The 14,020-nt window shown below is 70.0% G+C and carries 6 protein-coding genes and 3 pseudogenes; 6 read left to right on the top strand and 3 right to left on the bottom strand.

Features of this window, described 5'->3' with window-relative positions; all coding sequences use genetic code 11:
* The first annotated feature begins 28 nt into the window (after positions 1-28).
* A complete protein-coding gene (locus tag AB0L95_RS25510; protein WP_365164859.1) occupies positions 29-673 on the top strand; it encodes a TetR family transcriptional regulator in 645 nt (214 codons plus the stop codon).
* 156 nt (positions 674-829) lie between these two features.
* Here AB0L95_RS25510 and AB0L95_RS25515 read toward each other — a convergent pair.
* The 3 genes and pseudogenes from AB0L95_RS25515 to AB0L95_RS25525 all read right to left on the bottom strand — a co-directional run bounded on the left by AB0L95_RS25515 (position 830) and on the right by AB0L95_RS25525 (position 9,787).
* Positions 830-1,247 (bottom strand): annotated as a pseudogene (locus tag AB0L95_RS25515) (TIGR03618 family F420-dependent PPOX class oxidoreductase).
* A gap of 192 nt (positions 1,248-1,439) precedes the next feature.
* Positions 1,440-5,615 (bottom strand): beta-galactosidase, encoded by a 4,176-nt coding sequence (locus AB0L95_RS25520; protein WP_365164861.1) that lies wholly within the window; start codon positions 5,613-5,615, stop codon positions 1,440-1,442.
* A 485-nt stretch (positions 5,616-6,100) separates the two neighbouring features.
* Positions 6,101-9,787: a hypothetical protein gene (locus tag AB0L95_RS25525; RefSeq protein WP_365164863.1), complete on the bottom strand. Its 3,687-nt coding sequence runs from the start codon at positions 9,785-9,787 to the stop codon at positions 6,101-6,103.
* Positions 9,788-10,160: 373 nt separating this feature from the next.
* On the opposite strand from AB0L95_RS25525, the gene AB0L95_RS25530 reads away from it, so the two are divergent.
* The 5 genes and pseudogenes from AB0L95_RS25530 (at position 10,161) to AB0L95_RS25550 (ending at position 13,826) form a co-directional block, all read left to right on the top strand.
* Complete coding sequence (locus tag AB0L95_RS25530; RefSeq protein ID WP_365164866.1) at positions 10,161-10,745, top strand: hypothetical protein; 585 nt, start codon at positions 10,161-10,163, stop codon at positions 10,743-10,745.
* Between the two features lie 16 nt (positions 10,746-10,761).
* Positions 10,762-11,070 (top strand): annotated as a pseudogene (locus tag AB0L95_RS25535) (nitroreductase family deazaflavin-dependent oxidoreductase); the annotation flags it as partial.
* Between the two features lie 65 nt (positions 11,071-11,135).
* A pseudogene (locus AB0L95_RS25540) lies at positions 11,136-11,456 on the top strand (aldo/keto reductase); the annotation flags it as partial.
* Positions 11,457-11,703: 247 nt separating this feature from the next.
* Positions 11,704-12,747, top strand: coding sequence for an LLM class F420-dependent oxidoreductase (locus AB0L95_RS25545; protein WP_365164868.1), 1,044 nt, complete (start codon positions 11,704-11,706; stop codon positions 12,745-12,747).
* Positions 12,748-12,860: 113 nt separating this feature from the next.
* Positions 12,861-13,826 carry an alpha/beta hydrolase gene (locus tag AB0L95_RS25550; RefSeq protein WP_365164871.1) on the top strand — a complete coding sequence of 322 codons (966 nt, stop codon included), beginning with the start codon at positions 12,861-12,863 and terminating at the stop codon, positions 13,824-13,826.
* Positions 13,827-14,020 lie beyond the last annotated feature (194 nt).

A 14,020-nucleotide genomic window follows, 5' to 3' on the forward strand; every position in this document is an offset into this window, starting at 1 on the left:
AGGGCAGCTCTCTGCTACGGTGGACGCCGTGGACGACAAGCCAGGGCTGCGGGAACGCAAGAAGCAGCGGACCCGCGCAGCGATCTCCGACGCGGCGATCGCACTGTTCCTCGAACACGGCTTCCACCAGGTCTCGGTGGCTCAGGTGGCCGAGGCGGCCGAGGTGTCCAAGCGCACGCTCTTCGCCTACTTCCCGGCGAAGGAAGACCTCGTGGTGCAGCGCCTCGCCGACCACGAGACCGAAGCCGCACGCGTCGTGCGGGCCCGCCCGCCCGGCACCGCCCCGCTGACCGCGCTGCGCGAGCACTTCCTCCAGGGGCTGCGCGAGCGGGACCCGATCACCGGGCTGAACGACCATCCGCACATCCGCAGGCTCACTCGGATGATCCTCGACACGCCCTCGCTGGTGGCCCGGATGGAACGGTTCAAGGCCGGCGCCGGGCACGCTCTTGCCGAGGCACTGCAGGCGACGGCCGCCACCCCGGAACTCACGGCGCGGCTCGCCGCCGTCCAGATCGTCGCGGTCCAGTGGGCACTGGCACAGGACAACGCCGGACGCCTGGCGTACGGGGAACCGGCGGACGAGCGCTACGCGGGTGCGGTGGCTGACGCGGAACACGCGTTCACGCTGCTGGAGAACGGGTTGCACCACGCTCTCCGTGACAGCGGCTGACCGACCAGGAGAGTTTCCCCCGGCAGCGGCTGCACTCCCGCCAAGTCAGGGTGGGCCGGTGTTCATCTCGTCGATTCGTCGCGCGCCGGGGCGTCGAGAACAGAGAGGGGTGCGACGGACGGCACCTGCGAGCGGGCAGGAACGGCCCTGTCAGCTTCAGGAAGGGATGACTCCCGGCCGGAACGGTTCGACGCCGATGATGCGGCGCACCCGCTCCGGCTCGACCAGGACGTGTACCCGCTGCTCGCCTTCGATCAGCCAGGGGTAGCCGTCCAGGCCCAGGTACTTGCGGGCCAGCCGGTCCATGCCACGCTCGGCCTCCTCGCCCTCCACGAAACGTACCGCGCGGCCGGAGATCTGCACCCGGTCGTAGGGGTTCTCGGCGTCGGCGTGCGAGAGATGGATCCGGACGTCGTTGCGGAGGTTCTCCTCCTTGATCCGGCCGACCGACCGAGGTGTTGAAGACGATCAGCCCGTCCTCCAGCCCCACCCACATCGGCGTGACATGCGGCGCCCCGTCCGGCGTCACCGTGGCCACGTACCAGAAGTTCGACTCCTCAAGCCGCCGCCGCACTGCTCGTTCAACTCCGCCGCCAAAGCCGCGCCTCCCCTTGGTCGTCTCGCGCAGAGCCACTGTGCCGCAGGCGTTCGTGCACGGACCGGATCGGCCGGTATCAGCGGCTCGATCCGGTCCCCCATCGCATCAGTGATCACTGACCGGACGGACACATCCGGTCAACTGGCCATCCCGCCACAGAGATACGTCCTAGCCGCACGTCAGCGTCGGCGTGCCCCAGTCCCCGTGGTCGTTGCCGTTGCCGTCGCCGGCATCACCGACCTTGAGGTCGACCACCTGCACGCCGCTGACGTCGACATCGATCGGCACCGCGGCCTGTCTGCCCCGGATCGTCGGCGTGGTGACCAAGGTCTTGCCGTCGGCGATCACGGAGAACGTCACCGTTCCCGCGCCACCGGTCTCGTCGTCGACACCGACGTCCGCCGTCATCCGCGAGCACTTTCCGGCGAGGTAGAGCTCGACGTCGCTGACCGAGTTGGTGCCCAGACCCTTCGGGTAGCCGACACCGGCGATACTGATCGGACGGCCGTCCCCGGCCGCCTGCTCGCCGACGCTGCTGTCACGCTCCACCGGACCCCACCCGTTGGTGGACGACAGGAACGGCAGGTCGCTCACCGCGTTCTTCCCGGCCGGCGGAGCCGGCGGGATCCCGCCGACGATGCGCTCGTCACCGTCGGCAGCCTGTCGTCCGTGCTGCCGGTAGTGCACCGTGGCGGTGAGGGCCGAGGAGGAGGGCAGCTCCCCGGTCGGTGGCTGCACCCTCCAGGTGAAGACGGCGGATCCGCCCGGGTGCAGGCGCTTGACGGACAGGGGGCTCGTGGCACTCACGCTCCAGCCGTCGGGCGCGGAGAGCGAGGCCGTCAGCCGGGACGCGGACGGTTTGTCCTTCGGCAACCGCACCGTCGCCTCGGCCGTGAAGGGTTGTCCTGACTGAACGGTGTTCGGCACGTCCAAGGTGACATCCGCTCCCGGACGCTTCGGCATCGCGTACGTCCGCTGGTCGTAGCGGGGGCTGTCGTTCTGGGCGACACCCAGGGACGAGGCATAGCTGCCGTAGTTGGTGAGCGAGACCTTACCGAGCCCGCCGGTGCTGCCGTCCAGGTTCCACACGACGATGGCGATGCTGTTCCGGCCGTTCGGATTCAGGATCCCGTTGGGCACCGGGAAAGTGCTCTGCGGGCCGAGGTAGTTGACGTAGTTGCCGACCTGCCAGCCGTTCACGAAGATCGTGGCACGGTACTTGCGTGACGGGTCGTCGGCGAACGTCAGCCCGAGCGAGGTGTCCTGGCCGCGCGGCAGGTCCAGGTTGACGTCGCTGCGGTACCACGAGACCCCGGGGCGGGTGTCGGTCGTCGGCAGGGACACCCGCTTCCAGTTGCCGTCCGGGTAGCCCGGCAGGGACCAGCCCGCCCGCTCGCCGTACAGGCCGCCCGTCGAGAGCGGGCCCCGCACTGTGTCCTGCAGGCCCTCGCCACCCCGTACGCCCTGCAGCCGCCAGGTGACGGAAGTCAGCGGCGCCCCGACGAGGGAGGCGCTGGTCAGGCCGCGCGCGGTCTTGTTGCCGTTGGTCGAGTTGTAGTCCTCCTCGTGCCCCATGTTCACGGTGAGCACGGAGATGACGTTGTCGCCCTTCGACTTGACCGAACCGGCCGGGAAGGTGAAGTCGGCGCTGCCGGTCGTGGAGCTGCCCAGGAAGGTGCCGTTGAGCCAGGCGGAGAACGCCTGCGCCTTGCCGCCGGAGTCCGAGACCAGGTGGATGCCCCTCTCCTTGCCGGCGGCGCGGAAGCGGCCGCGGTACCAGGTGTTACCGGTGTGGAAGCCGTAGTCGTCCGCGTAGAGCACCGGCAGCGAGTTGACGCCGGAGACGCTGTTGGTGGTCGTCTTGTCGGCCACCTGCCAGCTGGAGTCGTCGAAACCGGGGGCCGCCTCGGGGGATTCCTCGGCATGCTTCCAGTTCGTCAGCGCCGGCAGCCGGATCGGGGCCGCGACCGGGATCTTCCCGGTGAGGCTTCCTGTGCCGGAGGCCCGGCTGTCCAACTCGCTGCCGTTCCAGGTGACATGGTCGGCGGAGGTGAACACCTCCATGGTCTTGTCGTCGGCGTTGTCGCCGGTGAGCGCCACGGTGTGGCCGCCGTCCAGGCTGGTGGCCGTCCGCAGCAAGTGGGTGCCGCGCACGAGCACCGGGCCGGTCGCCGTGTCCTGACGCCAGAAGGTCTCCGCCGTGGCCTTGTCGCCGATGAGCAGCAACAGCGGGCGCTTCCCGCCGCCGCTGATGCTGACGCGGATCAGGCCCTTGTGCGTGTAGTTCAGCCGCAGGTCACCGGTGGCCGCGTCCCAGGTGGTCGTGGCCGTGCCGTCGCTGGTGGTCACGGTAGGCTCGGAGGAGTAGCGCAGCACGGTCTCCCCGTCGCTCCCGGAGTCACCGTAGAGCACGGCGACGTCGCGGCTGCCGATGGTCGCGTTGGTCATGATCTCCGACGTCGAGTACTGCAACTGCGCGTCCCCGAGCCGGTAGTTCGCCACGATCACGTGCGAGTCGCGCCCGTCGAGCGTGATCGCGGTGCCCGGCTGCTGGGGAACGACCGGGTAGGTCGACGTCGCGGTGGCGGCCGTCGGCACGTCGATGGCGTCGATGGCCACGTAGTTGTCCGAGGAGCCCGAGCTGTGGGTCCCGTCGACGACGATCTTCAGTGTGTGCGCCCCGGGCGTCAGACCGGTCTTCTGGAAGACCACTGCCTGGCTCTCGCTGCCGGAGTCGTCGACCGTCGCCGCCTTGGTGCCGTCGAGGTAGACGTCGGCGTGGCCGTGGTTGTCGGTCTTCGACCCGATCCAGCGTATCGCCGTGCCGTCGAAGGGGACGGTGACCGAGTCACCGGCCTTGTTGGAGAACGACTCGGTGTGCTTGTAGTCGCCGCCGGTGTAGCTCTGGTCGGCCACGTGCGACCACGAGCCGGTGTACTGCAACGCGGAGTCGGGGTCGTCCCAGGTGTAGCTGGTGTCCGCGGACGGCTGGGCGTTGAAGTCCAGGGCGATATGGGTCTTGTCGACCGCCGTGGACGTGGAGTTCCCGTGCCGCAGAACGTGGAACTGCGTCTTGCTGTCCGGGTTCATCCGGGCGGTGTCGACGGCCGCCGAGTCGTCAGGCGGCGCGGCCTTGATCGCTTCGGTCTTCGTCAGCGGGGCGACCGACTGCGTGAAGTACCCGATCAGCTTGTCCTCGTAGTACTTCGGGTCCAACTGGCGGTTCTCGCGGATCGCGGCGCCGTAGTCGTAGGACGTGTAGTTCTGCGGCATGCCCAGCCAGCCCCAGTTGGTGCCGCCGTAGGTCATGTAGAAGCTCTGGGCGGTCGCGCCCACGGCTATGTTCTGCTTGTAGAACATGTTGGCGAACTGATCGTTGATCAGCTGGGCGCACTTGTCGTAGCCCGGCCCGCCCCAGGGGTCGAAGGCGCCGCCCTGGAACTCCGGCGAGTACAGCGGCTTGCCGGCCGGGTGGTCGTAGCTGATATCGGGGACGCCGTTCCACTTCGAGGGGTTCGAGCAGTCGAAGCCCTGCGGGTAGGAGTCCGGGCCGTCGACGTCCAGGGCGCCGCCCGTACCGGAGTTGAAGGTGCCGTTGTTGTTGCCGGTCAGCGGTACCGTGATGCCGTCGGCGCGGGCCTTGTCCTCCAGGTGCTGCATGTAGGAGCGGCCGGCGGCCGAGCCGTTGTAGTACTCGTTCTCGACCTGGTAGGCGATGACCGACCCGGTGCCGTTGGTCATCTGGTGGCGGGCGATGATCCGGTCGATCTGTGTCAGCCACTCGTCCGCGTACTTCAGGAACTGCGGGTCGTCACTGCGGTTGTGCCCGGCCTTGGTGGTCATCCAGCCCGGCAGGCCGCCGCTGTCGACCTCTGCGTTGATGTACGGCGCCGGGCGCGCGATCACGTAGAGCCCGGCCTCCTGGGCCATGTCGAGCAGCTTGTCGACGTCACGCACCCCGCTGAAGTCGTACACACCCGGCTTCGGCGAGTGGTATCCCCAGTCGAAGTACAGCGAGGTGGCGTTGAAGCCGGCGGCCTTCATCTTCTGGAAGATGTCGCGCCACAGGTCCGGACTCGGGAGCCGGAAGTAGTGGAACTCGCCGGACCACAGGTAGGTGCGCTTGCCGTCGACGAGGAAGGAGTAGCCGTCGAGACTCACCGTGTGCGCCCGCGGGCTGATGGCGGGCGCGGCGACGGGTGCTTGCCCGTCCGTGTCTCCTGCCGTGGCGGGCGCGATCATGCCCGTGGACAGGGCGACGGTCGCGGCCATGGCGAGGACCGCCCGCCACCATCGACGGCGGCCGGGTCTCGCGCCCTCTGAACCGATCCGATCACTCTGCACTGCGGCCTCCAACCGACTGAGCAATCAGCATCAAACAAACTCAGGCAAAGTCGAACAGTAAGGGGGCGTGAGGCACGGCACAATGGGGCGGAGGCAACGCAGTCCGAGTGACACGGGGAGGCTGGGAAGCCGTAAGGCACGTGACTGCCTGGCCCCTGATCACTCGTCACTTCCGCACGCGGTGATGCCCCCACCCGTCGGACAACGCTCGCAGGACGACGCGAAGGCGGTCACCACGTGCTGCTCTACCGATCCCGCACCGACGGCCCCAGTGGCTCGCCCCCACCGCAACGGCGGTACGGGCATCAGCTCAGTCTGGGCCTCGCGGTGGGCGGAAGCGGGTGCCTGGTCGTCGACGATCTCGCGGAGCCTGCACCGGACTTCGACGTCACGATCCGGTCGTGCCGGACTCCGATCCGCCGGGCTCCGATCGTGCCGGGCTCTGCCTGTTCATCTTCGCGCGGGGGCCGGCTTCCGGGGGCCGATCAGCAGACGGCGCGGTAGGGCAGTTCCGGGATGTACTCCGTCCATTCGGCGCGGGTGAGTCCGCCTCCGGCACGGCGACAGGTCCGTACAGCGATCGAGGACGGGGCGAGGGGATAGGCATGCAGCGGCACATACCCGCCCGACGAGCGCAGCACTGTGCCGTCGGTGTCGAACCCCACGGACAGGACCGGTTCACCGGCGGCGGGCAGCGCTGAGCCCAGTCGTTGGCCCGAAGGAACGTCCCATAGGTGGAGCGTGCCGTCGGCACCTCCCACGGCGAGGGTGCGACTGTCGGAAGAGAAGGCCAGGGACTGAACGGTTGCGCCGGAGTCCTGCCGGGCGTCCGTGAAACTGCCGGCCAGTACCGCGAGCCGATGCGTGGCCTCGCCGTCCCAGAGGGTCACCCGGCCGGACTGGTCGCCGGCGGCCAGGTAGCGGCTGTCCGGGCTGAAGACGAGTGCCGTGGTCGTGTCCGGTGCGAGGCGTCGGGCGACGACGCGTTGCGAGGACAGATTGCCGATATGTCCGTCCGAGGTGGCAATCGACGTGCCGTCGGGACGGACGGCGAGTATCTCTCCTCCGCCGGTGAACGACCTTCCGGTTCTGACACCGCGTTCGATGTCCCAGGACTCGATGTGGAAGTCGTCCGTCAGTCGGGAGACCAACAGCGTGCGGCCGTCCGGACCGAGGGCGATGGCGCTGACGACGCCCCGGGCGTGGGTGGGGCGGCCGAGGTCGAGGGTCGCGCGGGCGCGGCGGGCGCGCACGTCCCACACGGTGGCACGCTGTGCGGTGCGGGAGTCCTCGCCAGTACTGGCCGTGTAGGCGAAGGTGCTGCCGTCGGAGCTGAACGCCATCAGCTCTCCGCAGTCCCCGGAACCGTCTCCCGGATCGTCCGGGTCCATGGGGCACGGTATGCCCGGCAGGTCCGCCTGGGTGCGGCCGGTTCGGGCGTCCGTCAGACGGAAGCGGCTCGTATGTCCGCTGCGCCACGTGGTGGCCAGTGTCCGGCCGTCCGGGCTGAACTGCGTCCGTTGCCGTTGTTGGTCGCGCCAACCATGGGCGGTCACGTCACGCACCGACAGAGTGCGCACCGTGGTTCCCGTCACGGAGTCTTCTCCGGACTGTGTGAGGTAGCGGACCGTGGGGCCGTCCGGGTCCATGCCGAGAGACCCTATGAGACCCAGACGTTGGTCGCCGCCGGATGGCAGCGAGTAGCGGAAGACGGGGCCGGATGCGTCTGCCGACAGCCGCCACAGCCGGATCTCCTGGTCATTGGCGGTCGCCAGGAAACGTCCGTCCTGGCTGAAGGCCATGTCTGCGATGTCGGTGTAGCCCGCCCCCGCGTCGTCACCGAAACTGGTGGGGATGTCGTAGCCCTTGTGCGGGCCGGAGGCGTCCTGTCGGAGGTTCCACAGCCGGAGCCCTCCCTCGGGCACGGCGGCGACGATCTGGTGGCTGTCGGGGCTGAAGAGGGCGGAGCAGCCGGTTTCAGTGGCCTTGGGTCCGCCGGGTGTGGGCAGGGTGTGGTGCCGCGCCATGTCCCACACCTGCATCGGCCGGCCCGTCTCACATACGGCGGCCAGGCGGTCGTCGGGGCTGACGGTCACGCCGCGGACTTGCCGGCCCCGCCGCTCGAACAGCAGCCGGTGCCGTCGCCAGTCCCATACCTGGACGCGGTTGATGTCACCGGAGCTGTCGATCACGTCCAGCGTGTGACCGCCGGCGTCGAACCCCCCGGAGCTGATGGTGTGCAGGGGGATGGCGGCCCCGGCGTACCGGCCCGCGACGATGTCCCATACGTGCGTATCTGTACCCAGCAGCAGGAGGTAGCGCCCGTCGGGGCTCACGTCCTGCACGTCGTACATGCGGTCCTCCCCCAGGCCGCGGAAGGTGCCGGTCTTGCGGTGCGTCCTGACGTCCCAGCGCACGACGTGGTCACCACCGGCGGCGACGAGGGTGCGCGTGTCGTCGGTGAGGAAGTACTGGCTGTCGTCGTCGCCGGAGGGCGCGAACGTGTCTTGTTCCTTCTGGGCCAGTGCGCCGATGAGGGCGGAACGGGTGTCTGTCGTGTCGGCGATCCGCGAGGCGGCGACGCTGAGGCGCAGGGCCGTGACCGGGTCGGTGTACCGCAGGCTGTCCGCGAGGACGGCGATCCTACGGGCCGTGGCCTGCGTACGCTGCACACTGCTGGTCCGGTTCTGCTGCCAGGCGATCACTCCCGCCGTCAGGGCCAGCGCGATCAGGACGGACACAACCGCGGCCAGGACGCGCGGGCGGGCGCGTTCGCGGCGCCGGGCCGCCAGACCCGCGGAGAGAAAGACACGCTCCAGCGCGGTCAGGTCCTCTTCGCGGTCCTGGGCGGGGAACGCCTCCTCCGCGGCAGCCAGGAGGGTGCCCCGGTACAGAGCTCCGGGATCACGGCCGATCGCGTCCCAGGCGGCAGCGGCCTCCGTCAGCCGCCGGTGGGCACGCAGCCGCTCACGATCGGTGTCGATCCAGCTTCTCAGCCGAGGCCAGGCGCTGATGAGTGCCTCGTGGGCAAGGTCGACCCGCTCGTCGTCCAGAGTCAGCATCCGGGCCCGGGCCAGTTGCTCGACGACCGTCTCGGTGTCGGTCGGGTCGCCGAAGCGGAATTCCTCGCGGCCGGCGGGTCTACGGGTGTCGGGGGCACCCTCGCCAGGGGTGACGAGGCGCAACAGGATCCGACGGGCGAGGCCGGCCTGAGCCGGCGTGAGTCGGGTGTGGATGTCTTCGGCGGTGTGCTCGATGGCACCGTGCAGGCCGCCGACCGCCTCGTAGGCCTCCAGGGTGAGGGCTCGGCCCTTGCGGCGCCGCCAGGTTTCCAGCAGGGCATGCGACATCAGCGGCAGCGCCCCGGGTTCACCCTCGACCTCGTCGAGGATACGGGTGGTCAGATCGCGTTCCACGATCAGCCCGGCGGCCTGTGCTGGTCTGACGACAGCCTGGCGTAGTTCGTCGCGGCTCATCGGCCCGGCGAGCACGGTGCCGTCCTGCAGAGCGGCGGTCAGCCGGGGGTGTTCGGCGCAGCGGCCGAGGAAGTCAGCGCGTACCGCGACCACGACGCGCAGTCGGCGGGCCGGGTCGGTGGCGGCCAGGAGACGGTCGATGAACTCGTCACGTTCGCCCGCATCGGTGCCCAGGGTGTAGAGCTCTTCGAACTGATCCACGATCAGCCATGTGTCCCCGTCACCGTCCTTCGGTGTCAGGAGCATGTGGTGTGTGTGCAGCGGGTGTTCGCCGGGGGTGAGGACCCGCAGCGCGGCCGGCTGCGGGCCGGTCGGGTCCGGGGTGCTGAGGCGGGGGATGAGGCCGGCGCGCAAAAGGGAGGACTTGCCGCTGCCGGAAGGTCCGAACACCGCGATGAGACGGCGGGACCGGGTCAGTTCGAGCAGCCGGTCGGTGAGCTCCTCACGGCCGAAGAACAGGTCGGCGTCGCCGGGCTCGAAGCGGGCCAGTCCCCGGTACGGAGGCTCGGCGTTCGCGTCCTCGGTGCGCGGCTCGGCCGCCGCCTCCGAGGCCGCCTCACGCCACCGCTCCTCCCACTCCCCCAGGTCGCCGCCGCATGCACGGACGTAGGCGAGGACGACCGGCAAGGTCGGAAGCCGCTCCCCCGCGGCCGCCTGCGACAGCGTGCTCGCCCCCTGCCCGCTGCGCTGCGCCATCACCCGGTACGTCGGACTCCCAGCCTCCGTCCGGAGCTTGCGTAACTCGGCAGCGAACCGCGCAGCCGGCCCCGCGCTCGGATCCAACGGGCTCTCGCGGCGTCCCGCCATGAGCGGTCCCTTTCCCCGGCCCGCCTCCCCCGTGGACGCGGCGCTGTGGCTGGCGAAGCTACGCGCGACCGCGGCACAGGCGCAAACCGCGACGCGCACTTCCGTCAGCTCCCCGGCCACCCCCACGGCCTGCCGTGCGGCATTGATCAGGGCGGCGAAGAGGCCTGCCCATTCAGTGCCACGGACGGAAAGTTCGAGGCCAGACGGCACGGACAGGCGTCTCTGGCCCATCCGGCCGGTCACCGCAGAAGGGAATCGGATCATGAACGTGCACCAGCGGCTCGCGCTGGCAACAGCGGCCGTGGCGCTGGGCGCAGGGCTGGCCGGGACCACGCAGGCGCAGGCGCAGGGACAAGGGCAGGCGCACACGCGGACGCACCCGTCCGCCGTCTCGGTCAAGGCCGCGAGCCAGCGGCGGGACGTCTGTTTCTCCGGCGCATGCGGCAGCGCGACCCTCACCTTCCAGAGCCACTACTGCGCCAAGGTGAGCATGTCCGTCGCGGACAACCGCTGCGACACCCACCCCGCCAAGGTGCGGATCCTGGCGGACCAATACCACCTCGGCACCGGGAGCCGGTACACCTGGCACGGACCCTGGCACGTCAACCACCGGGGCTGCCACGGCGGCACCGGCCCGGCATGGAACAGCACCTTCGCGGGCGGCGTACTGATCACCGCACCGAGCCCGGCGGTCGCGACAACCGGCTCTCCTGTCCGGCCGGCACAGACGGACGTCAACGGCCTGGCCCACAACGCCGGGGCAGCCGACGGCATCACCGGCGCCCGCACCAGGGCGGCCACGGAGCCCACCACCTCGGTGACGGCGTCGCCGGACCGGCCACCCTGAAGTCCATGGGCATCACCGGTCCGGAAAGGTCCGCAAGACGCCCCTGATGCGGGTGGAGCACAACGGCTCCTACGCGGTGGTCGCCTCCAACGGCGGCGCCCACGCACACCCGTCCTGGTACCACAACGTCGTCGCACACCCTCTCGTCGAGGTGCAGGACCGCGCGGTCAAGCAGGACATGTTCGCCCGCGAGGTCCATGGCCAGGAGAAGGCCGAGTGGTGGAAGCGCGCGGACGCCGCCTACCCGCTCTTCCCCGACTACCGGGCCAAGGCCGGACGCGACATCCCCCTCTTCGTCCTGGAACCGATCGCCGCCCAGGGCTGAGCGCCTCGGTTCCCGGCGGGCCGCCCACCTGCCGTTGCCCGCACGCGCCCACCGCGCCAGGCCCCGCACCACGACACCTGCACAACCTCGCCAACCGCCAGGCCGAGGACGTACTGGACTACGCCGAGCGGGAGAACCTGGGCTTCATCCCATGGTTCCCGATGGCCACCGGCCAACTGGCGCGTCCGGGCGGCCCGCTGGACACCCTCGCCAAGACCTACGGCGCAAGCCCTTCCCAGCTGGCTCTGGCCTGGCTGCTCCACCGCTCCCCCGTGATGCTGCCCATCCCCGGCACCTCCCGCGTGTCTCATGTCGAGGAGAACACCCGTGCCACGCCGATCACCCTGAGCGAAGCCGAGTTCCAGGCTCTCAGCCAGGCCGCGTAAGCCGCATCCCGGCCGGGCCTGGGTTGCCGGCCTGCCCATGCCCCCTCCCCTGCCACGGGGCTCCCCTTGGCCACCCCGGCGCGGTCGAAGGAGTAGGCACTCCGGCGCAAGCCGGCTCACGACAACTGCCGGTTTGCCCGATTCCTTACATGCGGCCCGCAAAGGTCTGCCCCGGACCGGGAAGGGAAGATCCGCGCGCAGAAATCCGCAGCACGACCGGGCCGGCCTTCCCGGCAAGGAGCAGACGATGCACAGCCCACACCCCACGGCAGCGAAACCCGCCGTAGGCCGCTTCGGTATCTTCAGCCATGAACTGCGCTCCGAAGACCCGGAGCTGCACGGCCAGGTGCGTGACGCGGCGGCGGAACTGGAGGCACTCGGCTTCGGCGCCATCTGGCTCGGTGGCAACAGCAGCGTGCGCCACGCGGCGCATCTGGCCGAGTCGACCGAGCACATTTCGCTGGCCACCGGAATCCTCAACATCTGGTACGAGGCCGCCGACACGGTAGCCCGCCAGCGGGCCGAGCTGGAACGCGCCCACCCCGACCGGTTCCTTCTGGGGCTGGGCGCCAGTCACGCAGAGCTGGCCCAGAACTACCAGCGGCCCTACTCCACGATGGTCGAGTACCTCGACGCCCTCGACACCGCCACCACACCCGTGCCGGCACAGCGCCGGATCCTGGCAGCGCTCGGACCGAGGATGCTGCGCCTGGCCCGCGACCGGGCCGCCGGCGCCCATCCCTACCTGGTCACGCCTGAATACATCGAAGAAGCCCGGGGCGTCCTGGGCGACGAACCGCTCCTGGCCCCCGAGGTCACCGTGGTCCTGGAAGGCGAGGCCGCCAGGGCACGCGAAACGGCACGCGGCTTCCTCACCTACTACCTCCAACTGCCCAACTACGCCGCCAACCTCAAGCGCCTGGGCTTCACCGACGAGGATCTCACCGCCGGGGGCAGCGACCGCCTGGTCGACACCCTCGTCGCCTGGGGCACGGACGAGGCCGTCAGCGCCCGGCTGGCCGAGTTCCACACCGCCGGCGCCGACCACCTGGCCCTGCAGATCATCCCCTCTGAAGCGCGCGCTTCCCTGCCCCAGGCCCACTGGCGCCGTCTCGCCGACATCACCGGCCTGACCGCGCAGAACACATCACCGCGCACCTCACGACACCGACACCGCCTGAGGCGTTCCGCCGCGTGCCGGACGAAGGCTGCGCGGCGGACGCGAGCGCGTCATGCGGCACCGGCGCGCCGCGCCACAGGGGCGGCACGAGCGCCTTGGTCCACGCCATAACTGCATGCCGCCCGATTTAGTTGCGCACGATTGAATCGGGCACTAATGTCTCTGTCGTGTCCACCGGACGGCCGGGTCGGCCGCCCGTCATCGCCTGTGAGGAGTGGAAACTCATGGCCCAGACCGCAGCCGGTCCGGTCCTGGAGCCGGCCGCCGCAGCCTTCGCCGAGGCCACCGCCAACCCGCCGTACCTGTTCGACCTCGGGCCCGTCGAGGGCCGCAAGGCGGTCAACGAGGTGCAGTCCGGTGAGATCGAGAAGCCGACGGTGGACGAGGAGTGGATCACCGTCTCCGGCGGTCCGACGGGCAGTGTCCGGGCGCGGATCGTCAAGCCGGCCGGTATCGAGGGCACGCTGCCGGTGATCATCTACATTCACGGCGCGGGCTGGGTGTTCGGCAACGCCCACACCCACGACCGCCTGGTGCGCGAACTGGCCGTCGGGGCGAACGCCGCGGTGGTCTTCCCCGAGTACGACCTCTCCCCGGAGGTGCGCTACCCGGTCGCCATCGAGCAGAACTATGCCGTCGCTCGCTGGGTGGTCACCGACGGCACCGCCAAGAACCTGGACGCCACCCGCATAGCCGTAGCCGGCGACTCCGTGGGCGGCAACATGTCCGCCGCGCTGACCCTGATGGCCAAAGAGCGCGGGGATGTGCCGCTGGTGCACCAGGTGCTGTTCTACCCGGTCACCGACGCGAGCTTCGACACCGACTCCTACCACCAGTTCGCCACCGGCTACTTCCTGCGCCGGGACGCCATGCAGTGGTTCTGGGACCAGTACACCCCTGACGCCGAGCAGCGCGCCGAGATCACCGCCTCCCCGCTGCGCGCCACTCCTGAGCAGCTCAAAGGCCTGCCCCCGGCCCTGGTCATCACGGCTGAGGCCGACGTGCTGCGCGACGAGGGCGAGGCGTACGCCGACAGACTCCGCCAAGCCGGCGTCCCGGTGACCGCCGCGCGTTACCCGGGCGTCATCCACGACTTCGTCATGCTCAACGCCCTACGCGAGACCCAAGCAGCGGAGGCGGCCATCAACCAGGCCGCCGACACGCTGCGCACGGCCCTCGGCACCGCGTGACCCTGTCGCGGAGGGAGACGCTGCCCCGGCCCGAGGCCGGGCCGCAGCCATGCACGCGTGACGGACGGTCAGTCCATATTCCGGGGTGCCGACCCGCCCCCCCCCCCGCGGGGCCCCGCACCCGCCCGGCGGCGGGACCCCCCCCCCGGACCGAGAAAAGAAAAGCGGGGGGGATGGGAAGAATGGTGCTTGAG

The sequence above is a fragment of the Streptomyces sp. NPDC052036 genome (assembly GCF_040680495.1).
GTDB lineage: Bacteria > Actinomycetota > Actinomycetes > Streptomycetales > Streptomycetaceae > Streptomyces.